The organism is Flavobacterium fryxellicola (genome assembly GCF_900143245.1).
GTDB classification, from domain to species: Bacteria; Bacteroidota; Bacteroidia; order Flavobacteriales; family Flavobacteriaceae; genus Flavobacterium; species Flavobacterium fryxellicola.
This window is the reverse complement of the sequence record NZ_FRDK01000001.1, coordinates 672,114-697,779: the sequence shown is the minus strand read 5'-3', so window position 1 is coordinate 697,779 and position 25,666 is coordinate 672,114. Positions and strand designations below refer to the sequence as shown.

20 protein-coding genes are annotated in these 25,666 nt (G+C 34.9%); 6 read left to right on the top strand and 14 right to left on the bottom strand.

What is annotated here, in order from left to right; translation table 11 throughout:
* Positions 1-4 precede the first annotated feature (4 nt).
* Together pyk and BUA03_RS03100 are read left to right on the top strand one after the other, a co-directional pair.
* Positions 5-1,435 carry a pyruvate kinase gene (gene pyk / locus BUA03_RS03105; protein ID WP_066075453.1) on the top strand — a complete coding sequence of 477 codons (1,431 nt, stop codon included), beginning with the start codon at positions 5-7 and terminating at the stop codon, positions 1,433-1,435.
* Between the two features lie 162 nt (positions 1,436-1,597).
* Positions 1,598-2,368 carry a Bax inhibitor-1/YccA family protein gene (locus BUA03_RS03100; RefSeq protein WP_066075455.1) on the top strand — a complete coding sequence of 257 codons (771 nt, stop codon included), beginning with the start codon at positions 1,598-1,600 and terminating at the stop codon, positions 2,366-2,368.
* A gap of 137 nt (positions 2,369-2,505) precedes the next feature.
* Here the strand turns inward: BUA03_RS03100 and BUA03_RS03095 are convergent, their stop codons facing one another.
* The 3 genes from BUA03_RS03095 to BUA03_RS03085 all read right to left on the bottom strand — a co-directional run bounded on the left by BUA03_RS03095 (position 2,506) and on the right by BUA03_RS03085 (position 6,333).
* Entirely contained in the window at positions 2,506-3,021 is a 516-nt protein-coding gene (locus BUA03_RS03095; protein WP_066075457.1) for a PAS domain-containing protein, read from the bottom strand.
* A gap of 94 nt (positions 3,022-3,115) precedes the next feature.
* Positions 3,116-4,198, bottom strand: a complete 1,083-nt coding sequence (gene dinB / locus BUA03_RS03090) for a DNA polymerase IV (RefSeq protein WP_066075459.1) — start codon at positions 4,196-4,198, stop codon at positions 3,116-3,118.
* A 47-nt stretch (positions 4,199-4,245) separates the two neighbouring features.
* Positions 4,246-6,333: a recombinase gene (locus tag BUA03_RS03085; RefSeq protein WP_066075461.1), complete on the bottom strand. Its 2,088-nt coding sequence runs from the start codon at positions 6,331-6,333 to the stop codon at positions 4,246-4,248.
* 422 nt (positions 6,334-6,755) lie between these two features.
* On the opposite strand from BUA03_RS03085, the gene BUA03_RS03080 reads away from it, so the two are divergent.
* Positions 6,756-7,223, top strand: a complete 468-nt coding sequence (locus BUA03_RS03080; protein ID WP_066075463.1) for a CYTH domain-containing protein — start codon at positions 6,756-6,758, stop codon at positions 7,221-7,223.
* On the opposite strand, the gene BUA03_RS03075 is transcribed toward BUA03_RS03080, so the two are convergent.
* The 11 genes from BUA03_RS03075 to uvrC form a co-directional block, all read right to left on the bottom strand.
* Positions 7,224-7,700, bottom strand: coding sequence for a septal ring lytic transglycosylase RlpA family protein (locus BUA03_RS03075; RefSeq protein ID WP_066075465.1), 477 nt, complete (start codon positions 7,698-7,700; stop codon positions 7,224-7,226).
* Positions 7,701-7,784: 84 nt separating this feature from the next.
* On the bottom strand, positions 7,785-8,219 hold the full coding sequence (locus BUA03_RS03070) for a hypothetical protein (protein WP_066076017.1): 435 nt from the start codon (positions 8,217-8,219) through the stop codon (positions 7,785-7,787).
* 95 nt (positions 8,220-8,314) lie between these two features.
* Entirely contained in the window at positions 8,315-11,608 is a 3,294-nt protein-coding gene (locus tag BUA03_RS03065; RefSeq protein WP_066075467.1) for a TonB-dependent receptor, read from the bottom strand.
* Positions 11,609-11,981: 373 nt separating this feature from the next.
* The gene (gene pgi, locus BUA03_RS03060) at positions 11,982-13,640 is read right to left on the bottom strand and encodes a glucose-6-phosphate isomerase (RefSeq protein WP_066075469.1); all 1,659 of its coding nucleotides are present in this window, start codon (positions 13,638-13,640) and stop codon (positions 11,982-11,984) included.
* Between the two features lie 184 nt (positions 13,641-13,824).
* Complete coding sequence (locus tag BUA03_RS03055) at positions 13,825-15,045, bottom strand: M23 family metallopeptidase (RefSeq protein WP_066075472.1); 1,221 nt, start codon at positions 15,043-15,045, stop codon at positions 13,825-13,827.
* A 20-nt stretch (positions 15,046-15,065) separates the two neighbouring features.
* Complete coding sequence (locus BUA03_RS03050) at positions 15,066-16,001, bottom strand: tryptophan 2,3-dioxygenase family protein (RefSeq protein ID WP_066075474.1); 936 nt, start codon at positions 15,999-16,001, stop codon at positions 15,066-15,068.
* A gap of 2 nt (positions 16,002-16,003) precedes the next feature.
* On the bottom strand, positions 16,004-16,774 hold the full coding sequence (locus BUA03_RS03045) for a DUF3108 domain-containing protein (protein ID WP_066075476.1): 771 nt from the start codon (positions 16,772-16,774) through the stop codon (positions 16,004-16,006).
* A gap of 292 nt (positions 16,775-17,066) precedes the next feature.
* Positions 17,067-18,227 carry a 4-hydroxyphenylpyruvate dioxygenase gene (gene hppD / locus BUA03_RS03040; RefSeq protein ID WP_066075479.1) on the bottom strand — a complete coding sequence of 387 codons (1,161 nt, stop codon included), beginning with the start codon at positions 18,225-18,227 and terminating at the stop codon, positions 17,067-17,069.
* Positions 18,228-18,348: 121 nt separating this feature from the next.
* On the bottom strand, positions 18,349-19,512 hold the full coding sequence (locus tag BUA03_RS03035) for a homogentisate 1,2-dioxygenase (RefSeq protein WP_066075482.1): 1,164 nt from the start codon (positions 19,510-19,512) through the stop codon (positions 18,349-18,351).
* Positions 19,513-19,695: 183 nt separating this feature from the next.
* Positions 19,696-21,894 (bottom strand): patatin-like phospholipase family protein, encoded by a 2,199-nt coding sequence (locus BUA03_RS03030; RefSeq protein ID WP_066075484.1) that lies wholly within the window; start codon positions 21,892-21,894, stop codon positions 19,696-19,698.
* A gap of 36 nt (positions 21,895-21,930) precedes the next feature.
* Positions 21,931-23,733, bottom strand: a complete 1,803-nt coding sequence (gene uvrC / locus BUA03_RS03025; protein ID WP_066075487.1) for an excinuclease ABC subunit UvrC — start codon at positions 23,731-23,733, stop codon at positions 21,931-21,933.
* A gap of 137 nt (positions 23,734-23,870) precedes the next feature.
* On the opposite strand from uvrC, the gene BUA03_RS03020 reads away from it, so the two are divergent.
* The 3 genes from BUA03_RS03020 to BUA03_RS03010 are packed head-to-tail and all read left to right on the top strand — an operon-like array spanning position 23,871 to position 25,645.
* Entirely contained in the window at positions 23,871-24,848 is a 978-nt protein-coding gene (locus BUA03_RS03020; protein WP_082854254.1) for a succinylglutamate desuccinylase/aspartoacylase family protein, read from the top strand.
* Entirely contained in the window at positions 24,835-25,404 is a 570-nt protein-coding gene (locus tag BUA03_RS03015) for a 5-formyltetrahydrofolate cyclo-ligase (RefSeq protein WP_066075489.1), read from the top strand. Before BUA03_RS03020 ends, BUA03_RS03015 begins: the two co-directional genes overlap by 14 nt.
* 43 nt (positions 25,405-25,447) lie before the next feature.
* A complete protein-coding gene (locus BUA03_RS03010; protein ID WP_066075492.1) occupies positions 25,448-25,645 on the top strand; it encodes a hypothetical protein in 198 nt (65 codons plus the stop codon).
* Positions 25,646-25,666: the final 21 nt, after the last annotated feature.

The following is a 25,666-nucleotide window of genomic DNA, read 5'->3' as shown; positions in this document are numbered from 1 at the left end:
ACAAATGCTTACAAACAAAAAAACTAAAATTGTAGCCACACTTGGGCCCGCATGTAGTACAAGAGAAATCATAAAAGACATGATTGACGCAGGTGTAAATGTGTTCCGAGTAAATTTTTCACATGCTGACTACGAAGATGTAAAAGAAAAGATAAACCTTATAAGAGGTTTAAATGAAGAGTTTGGTTATACCACTGCTATCCTTGGCGATTTACAAGGCCCTAAACTTCGAGTTGGAGTAATGGAAGAAGGAGTTGTAGTGCAAGATGGCGATTTAATTACTTTTACTACCGCCGAAGACCTCCTTGGTACTGCCAAAAAAGTTTTCATGAAATATAAAAACTTTCCAAATGATGTAAATCCTGGCGAAAGAATTTTACTTGATGACGGTAAACTTATCTTTGAAATTGTGGAAACTGATAAAAAATCAGAAGTTATTGCACGAGTAATTCAAGGTGGTGAATTGAAATCTAAAAAAGGAGTTAATTTACCAAACACTAAAATATCTCTCCCTGCAATGACGGAGAAAGATATTGCAGATGCGATATTTGCTATAGAACAACATGTCGACTGGATTGCATTATCATTTGTAAAAACACCAGAAGACCTGCAAGACTTGCAGGAATTAATTGCTAAACATTCGGACTATAAAATTCCAATAATTGCCAAAATCGAAATGCCTGAAGCACTAGAGAATATCGACAAAATCGTTGCCTACTGCGATGGTTTGATGGTAGCACGTGGTGATTTAGGTGTGGAACTTCCTGCTCATGAAGTACCTTTAGTACAAAAAGAATTGATTCGCAGAGCCAAAACTGCTCGTATTCCTGTAATTGTTGCCACACAAATGATGGAAACAATGATCACTAGCTTGACACCGACACGTGCCGAAGTAAATGACGTGGCGAACTCTGTTATGGATGGTGCTGATGCTGTCATGCTTTCTGGAGAAACCGCGACTGGTAATTATCCCGTTCAAGTAATCCAAAAAATGACACAAATCATAGAAGCAGTTGAAGATTCTCCACTTATTCAAGTGCCACAAAACACCCCACAAATAAAAACAAAGCGGTTTATAACTAAAACGATTTGTCATCATGCGGCCACTATGGCAAATGTAATCAAAGCAAAAGCCATTTGTACATTGACAAACAGTGGGTATACTGCTTTTCAAATTTCAGCTTGGAGACCAAATGCACATATTTTAGTATTTACCTCAAACAAAAGAATCCTTACCCAACTTAATCTACTATGGGGAGTGAAATCTTTTATTTACAATAAAGACGAAAGTACGGATGATACTGTTACTGACGTTAACGAAATTGTAAAAGAAAAAGGATTTGTCAAAAAAGGAGATTTTCTTATTAATTTAGCAGCAATGCCAATTAAGGATAAAGGAATGGTTAACACCTTAAGAGTTTCAGAAATAGAATAGGTTATCCGTTTATGGAGACCATTATAAAACCGTCTTGCTAATGTTGCAAGACGGTTTTTTATTTTCATGAAAGACCGCTCTTTTGCAAAAAAAATTAAGAACAATTAAACACTCTTGTGCAAAATAAAATTTATATTTGACTAACAAAAAATCACTATAATTATGAATTTTAGTTCTAAAAATCCATTTTTAAATAATAAAACTTTTTCGACTGCAGTTTCAAAAAAAGACCAAGTACATCCAGCCACTATTATCGATTATAATGACGAGATGACATTATCAGGAACTATTAATAGAAGTTTGATTTTATTCTTACTTCTCACAGCTTCCGCAACCGTAATTTGGTGGATGACATTTAATGGTATGAACCCAATGGCTCCAGCGATTGGAGGTGCCGTCATGGGATTAGTTTTAGTTCTCATTGCTGCTTTCAAACCACACTATTCCCCTTACCTTGCTCCTGGTTATGCTTTGTTTGAAGGTTTATTTATTGGTGGAATTTCAGCTTTATTTGAAGCAAAGTATCCCGGAATCGTAATTCAAGCCGTTGGTGCAACATTTGTAACTTTTATGGTTTGCCTAATATTGTATAAATACAAAATTGTAAAAGTAACAGAACAATTCAAATCAGTCGTTGTGGCTGCAACACTTGCAATTGCAACATACTACCTTATTTCGTGGGTTTTTTCGATGTTTAGCAGTTTTACACCCGTGCATTATGGGAACTCACTGATGAGTATTGGAATCAGTATTTTTGTAATCGTCATAGCCGCTTTAAACTTATTCTTAGATTTTGACCGAATTGAAAAAGGAGCTGAGCAAAAAATGCCAAAATACATGGAATGGTACAGCGCCATGGGATTGATGATAACGTTAGTTTGGCTGTACATTGAATTTTTAAGGCTGCTTTCTAAAATGAATAGCAGAAATTAACACTCATGCAAAAATTTAAAAAAGGAAAACCCTTTACAGAATGAAAATGCCCCAAAAAGTTAGAAACTACTTGGGGCACTTTTTAAGGAAGGAAAAGTAAAGTATGACTGCGCCTTTAAATCAAAAGGATTTTTATATTATGCAGCTTTTTCAAAAGCTATGTAATGCCTTAATTCACCCTTACTGTTGAAAACGGGAAATCCTTTTATCAAACAAACATAGACCTCACCATTCTTTTTATAATTCATAACTGTTTTTTCGAAAGGCTGTTGGTGTAATATTGCCTTACGAATTTCATTTGACGTAATCTGGTTTGTGGCTTCACCTTGAAACATCTTTGGACTTTTACCCAGCACTTCTGCTGCAGAATATCCATTCATTGTCATCATGTTATGTGATGCAAAAACAATTTGTAATTTTACATCCGTTACTACAATTACTTCCTCTTTAAGGCTTTTTTTAAGATCCCAATTGTTTTGAGCCCATTTATTTTGTACTGCGATTGCATTCAATTTACTCAAATCTGCAAAAAAGTTTTTAATTGCAGACAAAAAATCACTGTGAAAATCCCACGAATATACTGGCACAGTCTTAATTGTTAAATTGCTGTGGTACATCGCAATAGCCTCTTCATATTGTCTAAAATCACTCATGATATATTGATTTAAAGATCAAATGTAATTTTATTTACGACAATAAAATAATACTTTTCAAACTTTAACCCTTGTTGAACGCAATGCGTATCATTTAGAAATCGAATTTTAACTGTACCACAACGAATTTCTTCTGCTCTGTATTCAAATTGCTTACTGAAATACCAAGCAATCGTACAGAATCCTTCATTCGTTCTTGATACAAAAGCTCGCTAACAATTTCTAATAGTAAGATTTTATCAGATATAAAATAAGGCATCGTTTTACTACGAGTTTGCTGTGAAAAGTCGCTGTACTTTATTTTTAAAGTTATTGTTTTACCAGCAACAGTGTGTTTTTTTAATCTTTTTTCTAAAGCATTCGCTATGCTCTCCAATTTCTCCATCATAAAAATTTCCGAAGAAAGATTAACATCAAAAGTATGCTCTGCGGCAACTGATTTAGTAATTCGATTTGATCTAACCTCACTGTTGTGAATGCCTCTCACCACATTGTAATAAAAATTACCAGATTTGCCAAAGTGTTTCTCTAAAAAATCTAAAGACTTATTTTTTAAATCTAGTCCTGTAAAAATTCCTAGCTGGTACATCTTTTCGGTTGTGACTTTTCCAACGCCATGAAATTTCCGGATGGCTAGTTCCTCTAAAAAAGAAACAACCTCTTCTGGATTAACTGTTTTTTGACCATTCGGCTTGTTGTAATCGCTGGCAATTTTAGCCACAAACTTATTAACTGAAATTCCAGCCGAGGCGGTCAAACCGACTTCATCAAAAATGCGTTCTCTGATTTCCCTTGCCAATAAGGTTGCACTTGGATTTCCTTTTTTATTAACAGTGACGTCTAAGTACGCTTCATCAAGCGATAAAGGCTCTACAAGATCCGTATACTCATAAAATATTTTTTGAATCTTGCTAGATATTTGCTTGTACCTCTCAAATCGTGGTTGTATAAAGAGGAGCTCTGGACAATTTTTTTTAGCCATAACTCCACTGATGGCACTACGAACTCCAAATTTCCTAGCCTCATAACTTGCTGCAGCAACGACTCCACGGGTTTCAGAACCTCCAACGGCAATGGGTTTTCCGCGTAGAGCCGGATTGTCCAGTTGCTCAACAGAAGCATAGAAAGCATCCATGTCAACGTGTATAATTTTCCTAATTGGAATTAAATCCTGCATCTTAATCGAATTGAATAATAATTCTGCTTTTTCAACGACTCCTTACACTACAAATTTTTAACCTCTTTTACATGCAAATAATTTTCGGCTACAGCTGATTTATTTTTAATTTCTGTTGGAAAAAAGAAACTAAAGGGTCTTGACTTGAAATGATTTAAAATCGATACGGTTACGAATCGAAGTTCAAATAATGAGATCGCTCGCGAACGGAATGCCAAGCCTAATGAAAGACTGAAACTTACCATAAAGTTGACCAAACCTATAATTCCAATGCCAAAAATACCCCAAAATAACATCGAATCACTAACTTCATAATTGGCTCCATACAAAGCTAAAGCAAGGTTCCCACTGGCAAAAGTAATGTGTCTAATATCAAGATTTAATCCTAAAAACAACCCAATGGATGCCGTGCTACCCATGAATATTCCAAACCAGAAATTAGAAATAATTCCTGCCCATCTTTTTTCATACAATTTTGCTAGTTTCAAAGTTTTTATTTTTCCTAAATTCCTTTTAAGGAAAGGATGTTCTGTAATTCTAAAATAAACCTGATTGTGTTTGTCTCTATTGGCCACACTGCCAGAGATAATCCCCGATAAAAATAGAAAGACCCCAGCTATAGCTGCATGAAGTATGGCTAAAGAGTGAATGGGACTCAAATCAATAAGTAAACCTTCCCATTTAGTTGCAGCAATATTGTACTGCATCGTGTAATCAATAAGCCAGATTCCCAATAAGGAAACTGGAAAAGCCATAATTACATTTCCTACGAAAGCGATAAACTGAGACCGAAATACCCGTGCAAATAAAATAGCAAAAGCTTTATACTTTTCAGCATCTCTACCCTGCTTCAGCACGCCCTCTTCAAGTGCTTTAATCAAAGCAGCAGCAGTCATTGCAGGTTGCTTAGTTGCCAAAGTAAAGCCTAACAGATAAATTGCTATAAAACCAAAAGCATAATTCATACTGTAAAGAAAAGCATGTCCAAAAAAACTGGTGTCGGCCTTAGAAAGCAATACTTTGATAACACACAAAATTCCTACTATCAAACCACCTCCTAACGCTGTTTTGAACATCTTAAAATATTCATTACGACCTTCTGTAATATATTGCTCGCCTGTTTTAGCCGTATGCTGTGTAATCTCGTATGAAATCAATTGGGTACTTTCTGCTACAAATTTTCGAACATTGTTTTTGTAGCAATTAAACTTTATTAATCGCGAAGCTACTATAATCCCATTGTTCTTTTTATCTTTCTCACTGTCTACTATCAGTAATGAAATTAAAAATTTCAGGCGCTTTAATTGCTGTCTAATTTTTAATAAATTCTGGTTTACACGAAGTGAAATACCGTATTTTGAACTATTATGAAATGCTTTCTCCACAAATTCTTCGCATTGCTTGTGCAAAACTAATAACTGCGCATATGATAAATCATTTGACGTAATGTAATGCCTGTCTGACATTCTAATTCGATCTTCCAACAAAAACAATTCCTTTTCAAAAGCAGAAAATGGACTTTCGAGATCATCAAATTCGGGCACCATTTTGATTACATCCGTTTCCATAGCGCGACCACTGATGCGCTGCGTAATCAAATGCATAGCAACTAATAACTCCGACATAATAGAATCAGGCTCCGCACTTTCATAAATCGACTTGAATCCCAAAAGATCGTAAACTTCACCTAATTGGTTCAATGGTATTTGGTTAATCCAAATCCCATCATTGGCAAGATAAAAAACCTGATTCAGCACATATTCTAAAGTATCAATCTGTGGCTGATAAGGCAAGAACTTAGCGAAAATTCTCTTTTTTACTTCAAAAAGAAAATCTACATCTTGCAAAATAGCAGCATCAGAAAGAATTTTATTAAATTTCCTGTCTTTTAAGATCTCTTTGAGGTAGATAGAAAACTGTTTCCTACACGCATAATTTTCTTTTAAAAAAGAAATAATTTCTTGCAAATCTACCTTTTGTCCCTTTTTGACTTTTAAAGGGCGTATCAGACGAATTAACTCAACTAAAGGTTCCAAGCTGTCGTTTGTCTCGCGCCAAGATTGTGCCTCACCAAAAAATTCAGTTAAAAGTCCTGCAATAGTGGCCTTAGGCTTCGCTTTGAAAAATTCCTTCATTCTTTTAGTTCAATTTTTGTAAAAATACAAATAGGCCAAACAAATTCAGCGAACTTATTCATAAAAAATTGATACGTAAGGGCAAAAAAGTAAATAAATACCATTACTTTTTTGAATTGCCTTCTTTTATATTTTCGAGATTATAATTATAGTGCTGCACAACCTTAGTAAATGAAACGCAACTTCGCATCTACAAACTAAAGTAGCAATTCGTTTGCAGTAAAAAGATAGAAACCGACTAAAGTAAAAATATTTAATACCTTTGAATTCTGAGATTAGAAACAATAACAAAGAAAATCTTCCAATACTAAAGCTGTTTTTTTTTAATAGTAAAAAGAATATTAGGAAATATCTGTTTCAGCAAATAAACTTACTATTGCTGACCAAACAAACAATTGCAAGCAGTAAAAACTCAAAACGATATGATTGAAATAGAAAGAAAATTTTTGGTTAAAAATATATCGTTCAAGGCACTCGCTTTTGCTCAGAATCCTATTGCGCAAGGCTATTTGAGTTCCGTTCCCGAACGTACGGTTCGCATACGCATCAAAGGTGACAAAGGATTTTTGACTATAAAAGGGAATTCAAATAAAACAGGGATGTCCCGATTTGAATGGGAAAAAGAAATCCCTATTGCTGAGGCTAAAGCATTACTACTATTATGTGAAGAAGGCGTCATTGAGAAAACCCGTTTTGAAATAAAATCTGGGAATCACACTTTTGAGGTAGATGAGTTTTACGGTAAAAATGAAGGGTTAATTGTTGCAGAAATCGAACTTAACGCTGAGACGGATTCTTTTGATAAACCAGAATGGCTTGGTGATGAAGTAACCGGTGATATCCGCTATTACAATGCTTATTTAAGCAAAATTCCCTTCCAGAAATGGTGATTATTTGCTCAACACTTCAATAGTTACCAGCATTCCTCCACTCCCTCTATTAGAAGTAATATCCATAAATGCCCGTTTTGAGAGGTCAATTTCCCTAGACTTTACAAAAGGTCCTCTATCTGTGATTTCCACAATTACCCATTTTCCATTTTTTTCATTAGTGACTCTAACTTTTGTCCCAAAAGGAAGTTTTTTATGTGCAGCCGTATATTTGTTATTGTCAAATTTTGTACCACTAGTAGTGCGTCTTCCGTTGAATTTATCTGCATAATAAGAAGCATGGGCTGCTTTTTTGAAAGGCTTAAAAACGCCCAATACCGTTACTAAAGAATCCAATTTTTTTTCCTCAATTTGAATTCCCATTTTACTCTTTTTGATGGAGTCTTTTTGAACTAAGGTTTTCTGTCTTACTGAACTTTGACTATAAGCTGCGCAAATTATTACCAGTAAAAAAAATAAAGTAATTGATTTTTTCATATATCTTGTGTTAGTTAAACCTATTTTACAAAAACCATACCTAGAAAAAAAAAGCTCTATTTCTAGAGCTTTTTATTAGGTTTTTTATAACCATATTTTCCATGGAATTCTACTCAATATAAGCAATAATCCCAAACCATAGAAAATAGAAAAGGTTTTAAACTTTGACTCACTAGTCATCAATTTTTTATGTTTAGACCAACCTATAGTGATTAATACAATAGCAATAACATTGATTAACGGATGCTCGAGCGCTAACAATCGGCTTTCCGTTGTTAAACCTCCCATTCCCACCGCTTTTATCATATTTAATCCGTTAGGAGAAACAAAATATAAAATGATACCCACTAAAAATTGAATGTGAATTGCAATCAAGGCAAACAAGGCAATTTTTCGATCTTTGGAAAAAAATTCTTTTTTAGAAAACATTCCAATTAAGGAATTTACCACCGCAACCACCAATACTAGAAGTGCCAAATAAGCCCAGCCAGAATGAAATTTTTGAATAAAATCGTACATATTTATTATTTTTGTTTTAACAAATATAACAAAAAAAGGCATAAAAAAACCACGTCTCTCAACGTGGTTTTTAAAATATTCAAAATCTTAAAATATTATTTTCCAAAAATATACCTCAAAGTAAACTGTGCTTGCCAAACATCAAATGTTGACGCATTTTTCTGAAAAGTATCTTTAATTAGAACTCTAGTTCCGTTAGCTTCTACTTGAGTTGCTAATTGGTAAAAAGGAACATTTGATGTCGTAGTTCTGTAATTTAAAACATTCGCATTAGTAACTCTTTGCGTTACACCCCAATCTTTATTGATAAAATTGGTAAAGTTTAAAATATCAGCTCTAAATTGGAAGTTATTCTTTTTACCAGCAATCGTAATATAAAAATCTTGAGTTGCAGATAAATCTAATCTATGTAACATTGGCAAAACTCCTCCATTTCTTTCAGCATATTGTCCTCTTCTTGTAGAAAGATATTTATCTTGATTGATGTAAGCATCATAAGCCAATTGTTGTTGCGCTTCTGTGTAAGCTGTCACAACAGTTCCATTTGTTACTGACAGTGGTTGGAAACGAATTTCAGTAGCGCTGTTTGGAACATAAATCAAGTCGTTGTTCGACACTCGGTCCCCATTCATATCACCTCCATAAGAATATGAAAACGGTCCTGATTGCTCACCTATGTATCCTAAGTTGATTGAAGTAGCTGCTCCTACATTTTTACCATATTCAATTTTATAACCTACGATACCTACTAATCTATGTGGTGTATTATTGTTAGATAATGTTAATGGCAAATCGTTATTTCCATTTACTGATCTGGCACCAGTCCATGAACCAGAAGCAATAGAACCAGCAGATAATAAATCATTAGCACTTGAGTGCGTGTATGCGAAAGATCCCCAAAGACCTTTTTTATATGGATACTCTAATTTAAAAGTGGTAGAATAAAAATATCCTTTATCTGTATTACTCAAAACTACTGCACTTGAAACATTATCATTTACACGTACACCCGCATCGTTACGAGCATATCTAGGTCTGTTATCCGGTCCACTAAAAGTTCCAACTGGAGCATCAAAATTAGCATTGTAATAATTGATTGCATTAATGTTTCTTTGAAAAATTCCTTCAACTGTACCAACAAAACCTAAAGGAAGTTTTTGATCAACAGCTATATTTGTTTTCCAAACTTGAGGAAACTTAAATTTTTTATCTGAAAAAGCCAATTCAAACGTAGTAGGAAGAGTTGGAGTAGCTGGAATAAAATAATCATTAGGATTAGGAGTAAAACCATATCCACCAGCTGATAATGCAGGTCCACTAACATCAACAAAACCTGTAAGTACTCCATTATTTCCAATAGCGTTGGACAAATAAACTGAAGGGGCTCTACCTGTAAATATACCACTACCTCCACGAAGTAAAGTAGATGCATCACCATTTAAGTCTAAGTTGAAACCAACTCTAGGCTCAAATAAATATTGTGTGTCAGGCATGTCACCTGTATTGAACTTTTGTCCTTGTGCAAATGTCAATGCAGTAACTGCAGGATTTTCAAGAGCTGTATCAGCAAACCAAACTGCTGACGCACGAATACCTACTGTTAATTTGAATCTGTCACTCAATTTCATTTCATCTTGCGTATATAAATCAAGTTTATTTGATTTAAATATTTGTAATGGCTCTTGAGCACCCGGTAAAGCTGAATATCTAAATTGGAAACGTGCAGGAAGAGCCGTAGTTGATGGCATCCCTCCACTATTAGCTGATTGATTTGCTGCAGCGTAGAAATCATTTAACGAATTAAATATGTAAACACCGTTCGACCCAGAGAAAAACAAGTTACTTGATTTAAAATATTCAAAATTGCTACCGAATAATAATGAATGCTTCCCTATAGTTTTAGTCAGATTGTTGGTAAAGTGCAAAGTAGAATAAGACAATTTATTTCCTTGCGTAAATGGATCTAAACCAGCTGAAATAGCAGTAGTAGATCCGTCTAATATATCAATTGTCGGGAACAAACCTCCACCTTGTAAAGCTCTATCTTCAATTTGTTTGTCATATCCTGCGATAAAGTTATTGTACCAAGAATTGCTTAATTTACTATTCAATTCTAAAACAACTGATCTTGTGTTATCTTGAATAACATAACCACTATTTTTAAAAGACATTGCTAATGGACTTGTTCTTCTGTCACCAAAACCTAATGATCTTGAATTTGAAGTTAGCTCATCAGAATTAGAATCGTGATGAACATAACGTGCTGTTAATTGATGATTGGCATTAATATTCCAGTCAATTCTAGCAAGGTATTTTTTTGAAAGTCTTTCTGCATCATAGTTCTCCCATGGTCCAGTTGTATAATTAAACTTCTCTTGCAAGAAATTAGAAAGCGTTTCCATTTGCGCATAAGTAGGTCGAGAGACCTGAGCACTTGGCTGAGGAGAACCTGTAGATGTCCATGTTGTAGCTGGGCTTAAATTTTCTACAGTTTCAAAATTTCCAAAGAAAAACAATTTATCTTTAATGATTGGCATTCCAATTCTAGCACCCCAGATTTTTTCTTCAAATTTTCCAGGAACAATAACTCTTTCTCCCGCTTTAGTACCAATAAAATCTTTTTTATTGCTACGGAATGAATTATATACTGATCCCTCTACTTCATTTGTTCCACTTTTTGTAACGGCATTTATTCCAGACCCTAAAAATCCTGATTGACGCACATCATAAGGAGCAATGCTTACTTGTAATTGTTCGATAGCATCTAAAGAGATTGCTGTAGAACCTGTTCTACCTCCTGCTTGTGAATCACTACCTAAACCAAAACCATTATTGAATACAGAACCATCAATAGTAAAGTTATTTAATCTTGAATCCTGTCCTCCAAAAGTACCATTACTACCTGCATTGGCATTGTACTTTGTGATTGAATTTATAGAACGTGCACCTGTTACTGGCACCGCTGTTATTTCTCTATTAGAAAATTGCTGAGAAGCTCCGGTTCTTCCTTTATTGAAATTACCTTTTGATTTTGTAGAAACAATTACTTCACTCAAAGCATTTGATTCTTCTTCTACAACAACATTTACAGTTAAGTTATTACCTAAAGGAGCGGTAATTTCTGTGATTTCTGTTGTTTTGTAACCAACGTAAGTCACCTTTACTGTATAAGGACCTCCTGGTCTAATTCCTTGCACTGCATACCGTCCATTACCATCCGTAGTAGAATAGTATTTAGTTCCTGTTGGCTTGTGAACAACCTCAACTGAAGCTCCCGGAAGAGTTTCTCCAGCATTTGATTTAACAGTACCAGACATAGCAGAACTAGTAACCTGCGAATGACCTACAACTGATAAAAAAATAATCAAAATAAAAATAATTCTTTTCATTTTTGTTTTTTGTTTAGTTTAAAAATATTTGGCAAAATTATAACATTTTTAGTTTAATAAGTTAATACAACGTTAAGAATTCCTGTTTTTGAAAAAATGAGGAATTCAATTAAAAATAATTCTATCGGTATTTTTAACAATAAAAAGGTTTTGTATCAATAAATACCTGTTTTTATTAAACTATTGTCACTATTTATCAAATTGCAACCATTAAAAAAAACTCAAAAAAATCAATAAAACTATTAAAAAAGAGACACTTAGCCATAAAAAAGCCCTGATTTCACTCCAATCAGGGCCTTAAAAACTATATTTACCGCTCTAAAAAGAGCTATCAATTCAAATTATGTGAAAATTTATGAAAAATATAAATTTTCTAGTTCTTTTTATTTCTTAAAAAATGATTCAATAAAAATGCCGTAGAACTATCATGACTTTGAACTTTTTCCGTATTAATTTCCTCTAGTATAGAGTTTGCCAATTGTTTACCTAACTCGACTCCCCATTGATCAAAACTAAAAATATTCCAAATAATACCTTGAACAAAAATTTTGTGTTCATACAACGCAATTAAAGATCCCAAGGTTGCTGGTGTTAGTTTTTGAATTAAAATAGTATTCGTTGGTTTGTTTCCTGCGAATACTTTAAAAGGCAAAAGAAATTTAGCTTTCTCTGCTGCAAGCGCTTGCTTATCAAATTCCGCTTGTACTTGTGCTTCCGGTTTACCATGAAGTAATGCCTCGGTTTGCGCAAAAAAGTTAGACATCAGCTTATTATGATGATCTTCATCTCCATATAAAGGATTCACAAATCCAATAAAATCAGTTGGAATCAATTTTGTTCCTTGATGCATTAATTGAAAAAAAGCATGTTGTGCATTCGTTCCTGGTTCTCCCCAGATAATAGTTCCGGTTTGATAGTGGACCGGCTTGCCATCACGACCCACACTTTTACCATTGCTTTCCATTGTTCCTTGCTGCAAATAAGGTGCTAATTTTTGCAAGTATTGTGTGTACGGAATCAAAGCTTCACTTTCGGCACCATAAAAGTTGTTGTACCAAACACTTAACAAAGCTAAAATCACGGGCATGTTTTTATCGAAATCGGCTGTTTTAAAATGTTCGTCCATCTCATTTGCTCCTTTCAACAAATCATTAAAACTATCGTATCCTACCGCTAAACTTATCGTAAGGCCAACTGCACTCCACAATGAGAATCGACCTCCAACCCAGTCCCACATGGGAAAAACATTGTCTGGATTTATACCAAATTCAGTTACTTTATCCATATTGGTGGAAACCGCAACAAAATGTTTCGCTACATCCGCTTGAGTTGTTCCAAAATCTGGGGACAAAAACCATTTTCTAATGGTTTCAGAATTAGTCAAGGTTTCCTGTGTGGTAAACGTTTTAGAAACAATAACAAACAAGGTTGTTTCAGGATTTAACTTTTTAATGATTTCATTGACATGATCACCATCAACGTTGGAAACGAAATGAACATTTAAATGATTTTTATAAAACTGTAATGCCTCTACCACCATAGCGGGTCCCAAATCTGAACCGCCAATACCTATATTCACAACATCTGTAAACGGTTTCCCTGTAAAACCGGTTCTACTGCCTAAGATAACTTCGTTTGTAAATGTCTCTATTTTACGTTTTACATTATACACATCAGAAATTACATTAATTCCATCAACAGTAACAACCGCTGATTCCTTAGCACGCAAGGCAGTATGCAATACGGCTCGGTGTTCAGTTTGATTGATTATGGCACCATCAAAATAATCCGCAATAGCACATTTAAGCCCCATTTCATCAGCTAGTTCTATTAATAATTGCATGGTTTCCTGATCAATACAATTTTTAGAATAATCAAGTAAAAAATCATTCCACTGCTGATTAAATTTATCAATTCTCGTAGGATCCAGTTGAAATAATTCCTGCATAGACACTTTTTGCATCTTGTTGAAATGCATTTCTAGTTTCTTCCAAGCAATTGTTTCCGTCGGGTTTATCGTATTTAAAGCCATTTATAAAGGATTTGTAGTAGTATTTAAATTCTGCCAAAAATACTCAAATTAGTTTTAATGAAAAATGAGTTTTGAATTATATCACAATTTTGTGGCAAAACAGTTAATTTGTGAAGTACGAAATAAACCAAAGGATGGTGATTTATAAGCAAAAACAATCCAAAGTCTAGAAAAAAGGCCCCAATTATAAATTGGCAACACTGTCCAATACAAATTTCAACGGCGTAATTGCTTTAATAAAACGATTTTTACTGGCACCACTCATCGGTTCTCCGGTTGGTAATTTAAGCTTAAGGGCATCTACTTGCCTGCCATTTTTCCAGAATCGATAACACACATGAGGTCCAGTAGCGAGACCTGTACTTCCCACTAAACCTATAACTTGTCCTTGATTGACCCGTTGCCCACGTCTTACTAATATTTTAGACATGTGCAGGTATTGAGTAGAATAGGTGCCGTTATGTTTCACTTTTACAAAATTTCCGTTCCCAGCAGTAAAACCGCTTTGCTCTACAATCCCTCCCGCAGTGGTCGTAATAGGAGTACCTCGTGGAGCAGCATAATCCGTTCCTTTGTGCGCTTTCCATCGGTGTTGCACTGGATGAAAGCGACTGGATGAAAATCGGGACGAAATTCTGCTGAATTTGATGGGTGATTTAAGAAAGAAATTTTTTAGGGTTTTTCCTTGCTCATCATAGTACTCTTTTTTATCTGAATTTAGATTCTTCGCAAAAGGAAATGCATAGATAATTTTACCTCTGTATTCAAAAAAGGAAGCTTCCAACTCTTCCACGCCGTCATAGATGCTATCATTTATGAATCGTTCCGTAAAAGTTATTGCAAACCGATCGCCTTTTTTGAGCTTCATAAAATCAATAGAATAGGCATAAATTTTAGCAATTTTGCTGGCTAGCGCTCCTTCTATCTTTGCATTGCCTAAGGTTTCAGACAATGATTCTTTTAAAACTCCGCCAATGGTTCGGCGTTTAATCGTAATGGGTTTTATTTTTTTGTAAACAACCACTGCGCTATCTCGCATATCAATTACGTAATAGGTTAACGCATCCGGTTGATATATAAAAACCTGTAAGTCATTCTTTTTATTTTTGGACCGAAGCAATGTAAAAGGCTTATTTATCCTGATGCTTCTTACATCAAAACTATCTCTTACTTTAGCGACAATATCAAATACTTTTCGATCTCCAATATTTTGCTCTTCTAGCAACGTGCCAAAAGTGTCCCCTCTTTTCACAGTGTCCTGAACTACATTAAAATCAGCATACACAAACCCAAACTCACTTTTTTTAGGGACTAATTTTACGATCTTTTCCTCCTTTATTTTCTCTACTTTTTTACATGATACTAAAGAAAATAGCGCTATAACAACTATAAATATTTGTTTCAAACCTTGTTTTTTAGTTCAACCTACATTTCTACTCCCCAATTTTCTAATTCATGGCTACTCCATAAATCCGGGAAGAAAATTCTTCTTTGGTATTTAGGATGCATGTATTTCTTCCAATCACTTCCACCCGTAGCTTCGCCATCTCCTTTTCCGCTTTGATCAATATATTTTTTTGCCGTATTCAAATGTTGCATTACCCAAGTGATATTGACCGTATGATCATACTGACGCATGGCTTGAATTAGCTCTGGATTTTTTTGATCTAATTCAGGCAATTGCTTGAATTTTTGCCAAATATTAATGGTGTTGTATTCTTCCATGTGTGATAAGAATATCTTTTTATATTTTCTTTCGAACTCCTCTAATAGAAAAGATTTCTTTCCGGTATGATACTCTTTTCCCGCTGCTTGCCAGTACAAATGCTCTAAGGCAAATTCGTAAGGTGTATTTCTATCAATTGAATCTCTATAACGATGATCGATCAGATTTATTAGGTCTGTGGACGAAAATTCTATCAGACGGTATTGTGCGCTTTGAAAACCACTAGCAGGAGTTAACGTATTTCTAAACTTCATGTATTGTTCAACTTCCATCCCATCGCCCATAATACTGAAGGAGGTGGTTAACATATCGAAATAACGACTAATTCGCATCAATCTTTCTGTAAAAAACACTGTATTGATCTCCTTACAATAAGAGATCTGCTGCATTTCCCACAGAATCATTTTGAATATTAATTCATTTACTTGGTGATACATGATGAAAACCATTTCATCAGGAAGCGTCGTTCTTTGGATTTGAAGGTTTAACAAAGCGTCTGTTTGAATATAATCCCAATACGTAATAGGTTTAGACCAAAGCAATCCTTCTAACTGCGTCTCTGTTTTTTGATTTATTGCATTGTATTTAAGCTCAATTTCTTTTAAGATAGCTTCTGAATTCTCGTTATTATTCATTATTATTTTGTTTTAAAAGGAGTCTTTAATCCTTTGTATGCATCAATATCTGCTTTAATTGAACCTACAGCTAAACTAGCTTTTATTCTAAGTGGCAATTTATTATCGTCATCCGAAATCCAAACGGTAAGACTTTCTTGCTCCTTAAAAACACGACCTGATTGTACTAAAGGTCTAAAAATCATCGCTGGAACAATGCCAAATTTAGTGGTAATATTTTCGCGCCCCATAAACTTTAGCTTAAATTTTGTCGTCTCATCATCAAAAAACATATCAATGGCCACCGCTTCGCCAATTTTTAACTTATCAATATTAGGATGATTCCTTAAATAATAAAAAGTGGATAAAATATCTTGTGTGTTTTTTGGAATGTAAAGCGTTTTTTCTGTCTTGTGTTTATAATCTTTTACAACCACTCTATTGCTGGATTGATTAAAAAAACCTTCTTGATTTTTAGTGTACCCTCCTTCATCAATTTTTCGAACAAACTGATATGGATTTCTGGTTTCTTTGTCAATATAACTTTCGTATAAATCGTCAACCTTGAAGAAAAATCGAGACATTCCGGTAGTGTATCCCTTACCGACAACATGAAACGTTTTTTTATTATTTATTGTCGCATCTTTGACTTCTAGCGTGGCATAACCCGCATTTACTATTCCGTAATGGATTCTAAATTTGAACCACTCGCCAACAGCATAAGCATCTTCCTGAGGGGAATCAAAGCTACTTACAGTTATAATCAATAAAAAGAATAAGAATAGTTTTTTCATTACTTGATTTGTCTATTTATGGACTGTACTAGCAAATTTTATTCCAAATATATCAAAACAAAAAAACTCAGTCAAATAATGACTGAGTTTTTATGCTATTAACTAACCAAAAAACTATAAACTATGAAATTTATATGAAATCAGGAAGGAAACCACCCCTTCCCTTTTTGCGAGTGCAAAGGTAGTTAACAAAACTAGTTATATTTGTTAAAAAAAAAGTTTAACACAACATTTACAAAAATATAGGTTGTTCATCGGTTATTTTTTCACAATGTGTAAAAATAACACCTATTTACAACGTTCCTCGCAATTGCTGTTCTCGTTCAATTGATTCAAAAAGCGCTTTGAAGTTCCCTGCACCAAAACCTTTGGCACCCATTCTTTGAATAATTTCAAAAAACAAGGTAGGCCTATCTTGTACCGGTTTAGTGAAAATCTGCAGTAAATAGCCCTCTTCATCCGCATCAACCATAATGGCTAATTTCTCGATTTCATTCAGGTCTTCTTTCATCATTTTCATGTGGTCACCCAATCGTTCTGGAATGGCTTGGTAATACGTGTGCGGTGGAGCAGATAAAAATTCGATTCCTCTTGCTTTTAATTGCGACACTGTTTTGATAATATCATCCGTAGCAATAGCGATGTGCTGAATTCCAGGTCCGCCATAAAAGTCCAAATATTCCTCAATTTGTGATTTCTTCTTTCCTTCTGCAGGTTCGTTGATTGGAAATTTGATTCTTCCATTTCCATTAGACATTACCTTACTCATCAAGGCTGAATATTCCGTATTGATTTGTTTGTCATCAAAAGATAGGAAATTCACAAATCCCATGACATCTTCATAAAATTTAACCCAAGTATTCATTTCATTCCAACCTACATTTCCCACCATGTGGTCTATGTATTTCAAACCTGTTGGCTCCGGGTTGTAATCGGATTTCCATTCTTTATATCCCGGTAAAAAAACACCAGTGTAGTTCTTGCGTTCTACAAAAATATGTACCGTTTCGCCGTAAGTATAAATTCCGGAACGCACCACTTCTCCAAATTCATCTTTTTCAATCGTTGGTTCCATAAAAGAGCGAGCGCCACGTTTCATGGTCTCTTCATAGGCACTAGTAGCGTCTTCTACCCAAAGAGCGGCCACTTTTACTCCATCACCATGTTTTCTCAAATGGTCGTGAATAGGAGAATCTTGTGTTAATGGCGTGGTTAATACAATACGAATCTTGTCTTGTTTCAAAACATACGAAGTTCTATCCCTTACTCCCGTTTCTAATCCGGCATACGCCAAAGATTGGTAACCGAAAGCCGTTTTATAGTAATGAGCCGATTGTTTTGCGTTTCCTACGTAGAATTCAACGTAATCTGTTCCTAATAAAGGGAGGAAGTCTTGTGCTCCTTCGAATATTTTTTCTAGTCCGTATTCTACTGATTTTACTTCTTTTGACATAATAAGCCCCTAATCCCTAAAGAGGGAATTCCTATTAGGGGTCAATAGGATTTTAGTTAAAATTATTTTTGTGCTTAATTTCTTAGATAAAATTTAGGTTTTCTAATTCCCCCTTTGGGGGTTAGGGGGCTTCCACCCAAGATTTGTAGTACTGACCGTCGTCCAGTCCCATCGCTTCTTCGGTTACCATCAACGGACGAAAAGTATCCACCATTACTGCTAATTCGTGGGTTTCTTTATGGCCTATGCTACGCTCCATCGCCCCGGGCGCAGGCCCATGCGGAATCCCTTTTGGATGCAAAGTAATATGTCCTTGCTCGATATTGTTGCGTGACATAAAATCGCCATCTACGTAATACAAAACCTCATCACTGTCGATATTGCTATGATTGTATGGTGCTGGAATAGATTTTGGATGGTAATCGTACAACCTTGGAACAAAAGAACAAACCACAAAAGTTGCTGTCTCGAAGGTTTGATGCACTGGTGGCGGCTGATGAACGCGCCCCGTTATAGGTTCAAAATTATGAATGCTAAATCCATAAGGAAAATTGTAGCCGTCCCAACCCACGACGTCAAAAGGATGCGTGGCATAAACCACTTCATGCATCATCCCTTCCTTCTTAATTTTGATCAGGAAATCCCCTTTTTCATCGTGTGTTTCTAACTCGTTTGGCAAAATAAAATCGCGTTCACAAAACGGGGAATGCTCGAGATGTTGACCCGATTCATTTTTATAGCGTTTTGGTGTATAAAAAGGAGCGAATGATTCTACGTAAAACAATCTGTTTTCTAGAGTATCAAAATCAATTTGGTAAATCATTCCGCGAGGAATAATCAAATAATCTCCATATTCGAAAGGGATATTACCCATCATGGTGCGCAATTTTCCTTTTCCTTTGTGGATGAAAATCATTTCGTCAGCATCGGCATTTTTATAGAAATAGGTACGCAACGATTGTCTCGGGGCTGCCAATCCTATCGTGCAATCCTTATTGACTAACATGGCTTTGCGACTGTCTAGAAAATCATCTTCGGGCTTAAGCTCAAAGCCTTTAAGCAGCAAAGATTTAATATTTTTCCCGATGGCAATTTTTGGTTCAACGGAATAGGATTTTAGAATTTCCTTTACTTGTGTTGGTCTGTGTACGTGATATAATAAGGAAGAATGACCGTGAAAACCCTCAGTCCCAAAAAGTTGTTCGTAATACAAACCTCCGTTTGGTTTTTCGAATTGTGTGTGTCTTTTTTGGGGAAAATCCCCCAATTTGTGGTATAAAGGCATGATTTTTTGTTTAAAAGTGTAACAAATTAAAGTATAGATTACTTTATTATGTGCTATGCTAAATCAAAAAAAGAGTCCTTATTCCGGATTTCTCTTGATAAGGAATTGAAGATACTCTAATAAACCTAGCCATTTTGTTTTCATTATAACAAATATCGGAATTATTATTGAAATAAATTATATTTAAAACAAAAAGCCAATACTAAACCAGGTAAATCCTTTAGGCTGTTCTGGGGACCACGAATATTTTATTTCTACTGGTCCAATCACCGTTTCTAAACCGTAACCAACAGCATATCCAGAATATTTTGGGATAGAAATCCAATCCACGGTCTCAAAAATTCGATCTCCAATATTAGCAAAATTTGCTGAAAAGTTGATGTGATTCTTTTTATAAAACTCATAATCGACCGTGCCTGTTGATTTTATATAACTATTAGCGACCAAACTCAAATAATCATAACCATATAAATATTTGAAATTATTAAGTGGATTGTATCCGTAACCGCCCAAAATAAAGTTGAAAAAAGCAACACTTTCTTGACCAAAAGAAAAACCCGCATCAGTTTGAAATTTGACAGTGGTATTTTTAAATAAAGTTGCCGCTACTGCAAAGTCACCTTTGGCGATAGAGAACGGTTGAAAATCGCCCGTATAGTTAGAAGAAAGCAAATAAGATTGGACATCACCTGCAAAATACCAACCTTTTTTGGGGAAATATTTGTTATCAAAAGAATCAAATTTTAAATAACCAAAAAGACTTAAATAGTTACTATTGTCAATTGTTGGATTCACATTGGCCAATGTTTCCGATTTTATCTTTAAATATTTAAGCTCTACACCACCTCCAATCAAGAATTTCTGAACAAATAAAGACTGAAAATACACTTGGTTGGTCATGTCACTAAAATCAACATTGACAGTGTTAAGATTGGGATTATTGAAAGCGATACTGCTTATTTCTTTCGCTACATTTCTATTAAACTGGTTGTAATGTGATTTAAAACCAAAACTCAAATTAAATCCATTTTCAATATAATAATCTAAATTGTACCTAAAATTGTCTCCCAAAACAATATCCAAAGAGGCGATGTCGTTTTTAAAAAGTGTTTTTTTACGTGTCAAATTTACTAGTACACCGCTTTTAAACAAATTATCATAATGCAGTCCGAATTTTAAATAGGTTTTTGTCTCGTTTTCCTTTAAATTAATATTCAAGTCTACAGCTTCTTGATTAGATTCCAAGGAATAAGTGATGGCGCTAAAATTTTGTGAGGCATTGATATTATTAATTCCCTTTAACAAGTCATCATAACCAATTTTTGCTCCAGGCTTAAATCTTAATTTCCCAATGATATATTCTTTAGTATAATTATCTAACTCGTTGCTGTTTATAGCACTAATTTGTAAGCTGTCAGAATGTAGTTTAAGTTTTGGCTTGATGTAAGGATTAGATTCATCAACTAGTTTTTTTAGTTCCTCAAAAACAGCAAATGTAGCCTCTTCCCCTTTTTTAATTATTTCTTTCCCTTTATCAAAGGAGATCACACCATATTGTGAAATATCGGGTTTTATGTAAATCTCCGTATTCGCAATATTTTTCGTCATCCGTTCTATAGAATGAAGATTAGTGATTTGCACTAAAATTTTAGTAGCATCTTTAAGTTGCGTTCGATCTAATAAACCATCTTGAACGTCAACACCTATAATGATGTCCGCACCTAATTTTCGCACCTCTTCAATGGGATAATTATTGACTACTCCACCATCTACCAAAATTTTTCCATTAATTTCCACAGGGGAAAATAAAGAGGGAAAAGCAGAACTGGCTATCATGGCCTGCGCCAAATTTCCTTTGTTCAAGAGTACTTCTTCACCGGTTTCAACATTGGTACCAATACACAAAAAGGGAATAGGTAGTTGGTTAAAATCCTTAACATCCCTTGTGTTTCTGGTAATCCTACTTAATAAATTATAATTGTACATTCCTTTAGACAAGGCTTCCGGAATTCCAATTTTCATTCTGTTAAACGGCAAAACTAAAGCATATAGCTCATCATTTCTGCGCTCATAAAAATTCTTTGAAGATCTAGGAATAAAATCGTTTAATAGCTCATTAAAATTTGTATTCTGAAAAATAGAATCGATTTGGGCGGCGTTATAGCCCGAAGCATAGAGACCCCCGATAACAGCACCCATACTGGTCCCGCCAATGTAATCAATCTTGACTCCTGCTTCTTCTAGTACTTTCAAAACGCCTATATGAGCAAATCCTTTTGCACCACCACCACTTAGAACTAAACCTATTTTAGGTCTTTTTTGCTCTTGTGAAAATAGCGTCAAACTGGCAAAAAGAATCAATAATAATGCGATTTTCTTCATAAGCAGCAATTAGTCTCGTAGTTGAATTAGGTCGTATTAGCTTTCATTCGTCGTCTTGTAAAATTCGACAATTTTTTTGGCTTTAGACATACCTATAACGTCCGAAATTTCTTTTTCTGCTGCTAATTTTAATCTTTTAACACTTTTAAAGTGCTGAATCAAAGCCAACATTGTTTTTTCTCCAATTCCCGGAATAGATTCTATCGACGAATTCAGTGCCGTTTTACTCCTTTTATCCCGGTGATGCGTGATCCCAAAACGGTGCGCCTCGTTTCGCAATTGTTGAATTATTTTTAGGGTTTCCGATCTTTTATCCAAATATAAAGGAACGGAATCGCCGGGATAGAAAAGCTCTTCTAACCTTTTGGCAATACCGATAACGGTAATTTTCCCTCTTAAACCCAATGCATCTATACTCTTCAACGCGGATGATAATTGCCCTTTTCCTCCATCAATAATTATCAATTGTGGCAAAGGCTGCTCTTCTTCTACTAATCGTTTGTATCTTCTAAACACTACTTCGGTCATAGAAGCAAAATCATCCGGTCCTTCAACCGTTTTAATATTAAAATGACGGTAATCTTTCTTACTGGGTTTACCATCTTTGAAAACTACACAAGCAGCGACTGGGTTTGTTCCTTGAATATTCGAGTTGTCAAAACATTCTATGTGCCTTGGCTCGACAGGCAACCGCAAGTCTTTTTGCATTTGCGCCATAATTCTTTTGGTATGGCGATCCGGATCTACAATTTGAAGTTGTTTTAACTGTTCGATTCGGTAAAACTTAGCGTTGCGAACGGACAAGTCCAGAATTTGTTTTTTATCTCCCAATTGCGGGATTGTAATTTTGATGTTTTCGCCCAAATCCACATGAAACGGAACGATTACTTCTCGAGACAGTAATTGAAAACGTTCTCTCAGTTCTATTATCGCCAATTCTAGTAATTCCTCGTCACTTTCATCCAATTTCTTTTTGATTTCCATCGTATGAGAACGAATGATCGAACCGTGGGAAATTTGCAAGAAGTTCACGTATGCCGCACTTTCATCCGAGACAATTGAAAACACATCGATATTGGTAATTTTTGGATTAACAATCGTGGATCGCGATTGATAATTCTCCAGAATTTCTATTTTTTCTTTTATTTTTTGAGCTTCTTCAAAATGCATATCGGCAGCCAAATCGGTCATGACACGCTTAAAATCCTTCATACTTTCCTTAAAGTTCCCTTTCAAGATTTCCCGTATTGCATCCACCTGCTTTTGGTAGTTTTCTAAAGTCTCATGACCTTCACAAGGCCCCATGCAATTGCCTATATGATATTCGAGACATACCTTGAATTTACCGCTTTCAATATTATTTTGACTTAAATCATAATTGCAAGTTCGCAACGGATACAACTCTTTAATGAGTTCCAAAATAGTACTGACGGTTTTAAAACTGGTGTAAGGACCAAAATATTCCGACCCATCTTTGACCATTCTGCGTGTGGCAAAAATGCGCGAAAAAGGTTCTTTCTTAATACACAACCAAGGGTAACTTTTATCATCCCGCAGCAATACATTATAGCGCGGTTGCAACGTTTTTATGAGGTTATTTTCTAATAAAAGCGCATCCGTTTCTGTAGGAACAACGATATGTCTGATGGTTACAATTTTCTTTACGAGCACATTGGTTTTGGCCGTATCATGAATTTTATTGAAATATGAAGAAACTCTTTTTTTTAGATTTTTGGCTTTGCCCACATACAAAATTTTCCCTTCCTTATCATAATATTGGTATACCCCAGGATTGTCTGGTAAAGTTTGGATTTGAAGTTCAAGAGTTGGGTTTTGCATCGTGTATTTATTTCAAAAAAAGTGTTGTTTTATGCCACTTTCTATAGCATGGCTGTTAATTTTACAAACCTTTATTTATTTCGTTTCAAATTTACAAATTCAAAATAATTATTTCTATTTTTAGCTTTTAATTCAATATGAAAAACTCAAAAACCATTAGTATTTTAGGAGAATCTATTTTGCCTGGACAAAGCAAAACTATTTACATGGAAATTGCGAAACTACACAGTGCCACAAAACTCAAAATCCCTATAATTGTTCAACGGTCAAAAATCGAAGGACCTACCGTACTCTTTTCAGCAGGAATTCATGGTAATGAAATAAATGGAGTTGAAATTGTACGGCAGCTAATCACAAAAAAAATAAATAAACCAAAGATAGGTACTATCATTTGTATTCCCGTAATTAATATGTTTGGCTTTGTCAATCAATCTAGGGAATTTCCAGACGGTAGAGATTTGAACAGAGTCTTTCCAGGAAGTAAAAAAGGTTCTTTAGCGAGTCGATTTGCGTATCACATTCTAACTGAAATAATGCCAATTATAGATTATGCCGTTGATTTTCATGCTGGTGGCGCCAGTCGTTTTAATGCTCCGCAAATCAGGTTAGCTCCAAATAACGAGGCGCTTAAAGACTTAGCCGATGTCTTTAATGCTCCCTTCACTTTATTTTCAAATAATATTGCAGGAAGCTTTAGAACTGCCAGTCAAAAGCTAGCTGTAAAAATGCTCCTTTTTGAAGGTGGAAAATCACTACACATAGATTATCCAGTTGCCCATGTTGGTGTTGAAGGTACTAAACGCTTTCTTGCACATCTTAACATGTTAGATGAAAATCATGTTCTCAAGAGTCCAGAAAAAAAGACCATTTACATTCAAAAATCAGCCTGGATCCGTGCAAAATGCTCAGGCTTACTTCATGACAACGGCTTTATAGGTCTATTTGTAGCAAAAGGCACCGTATTGGCGACAATAACTGATCCATTTGGAAAATTTGAACGCAAAATAAAAGCTCCAAATGAAGGCTTTATCATCAACGGAAACCAAGCTCCAATTGTGTATCAAGGCGATGCCATTTATCACATTTCAAAGACCATTTTAAATGCAAAGTACTAAAAAAGAATTAAGAATAAAATACAAAAAACTTCGACAAAACCTTTCTGAAGATCAAGTGGAAGAAATGAGCTTGGCTGTTGCCAATAAGCTGCTCACCATTCCGATTTGGGGGAAAAACTATTTTCATATTTTCCTGCCCATTTCCGAACACAAAGAAGTCAACACCGAATTTATTTTACATTTGCTTTCTGGAAAAGACAAGGACATTATTATTTCTAAAAGTGATTTTGCGACGAGAAACATGACTCATTTTCTACTGACAGACAACACAAAAATCAAGAAAAATGAGTATAATATCCCCGAGCCAGTCGACGGAATTGAAATTCCTTCAACTAAAATCGAAGTTGTATTTGTCCCCCTCTTAACATTTGACAAAAAAGGACATCGTGTGGGTTATGGTAAAGGATTTTATGATAAATTTCTATCCGAATGTAAACCCGATGCAATCAAAATAGGTCTTTCGTTTTTTGAAGCTGAAGAACTGATTGAAGGTGTTTTTGAGGGTGATATAGCATTAAATTATTGTGTAACTCCGGATAGAGTCTACTCGTTTTAACTTTTAATCTGTACTTTCGCACGAGATAAAATTTAATTAAGTTATGAGAACATTTAAAAATTCAAGAGTAGCGGTAAGCATTATGGTCATTCTATTTGCAGTCTCCTTTTCAAACTGCAGCATTCACACCGGAACTAGCAGATCTACTTACAAAGCTAAAAAACTTCCACCAGGTCAAGCTAAAAAAATATACGGTGGGAAAAGCGCTAAACGTTACGCACCGGGACATAATAAAAATTAACAAAAAAGACCTGTTCAAATC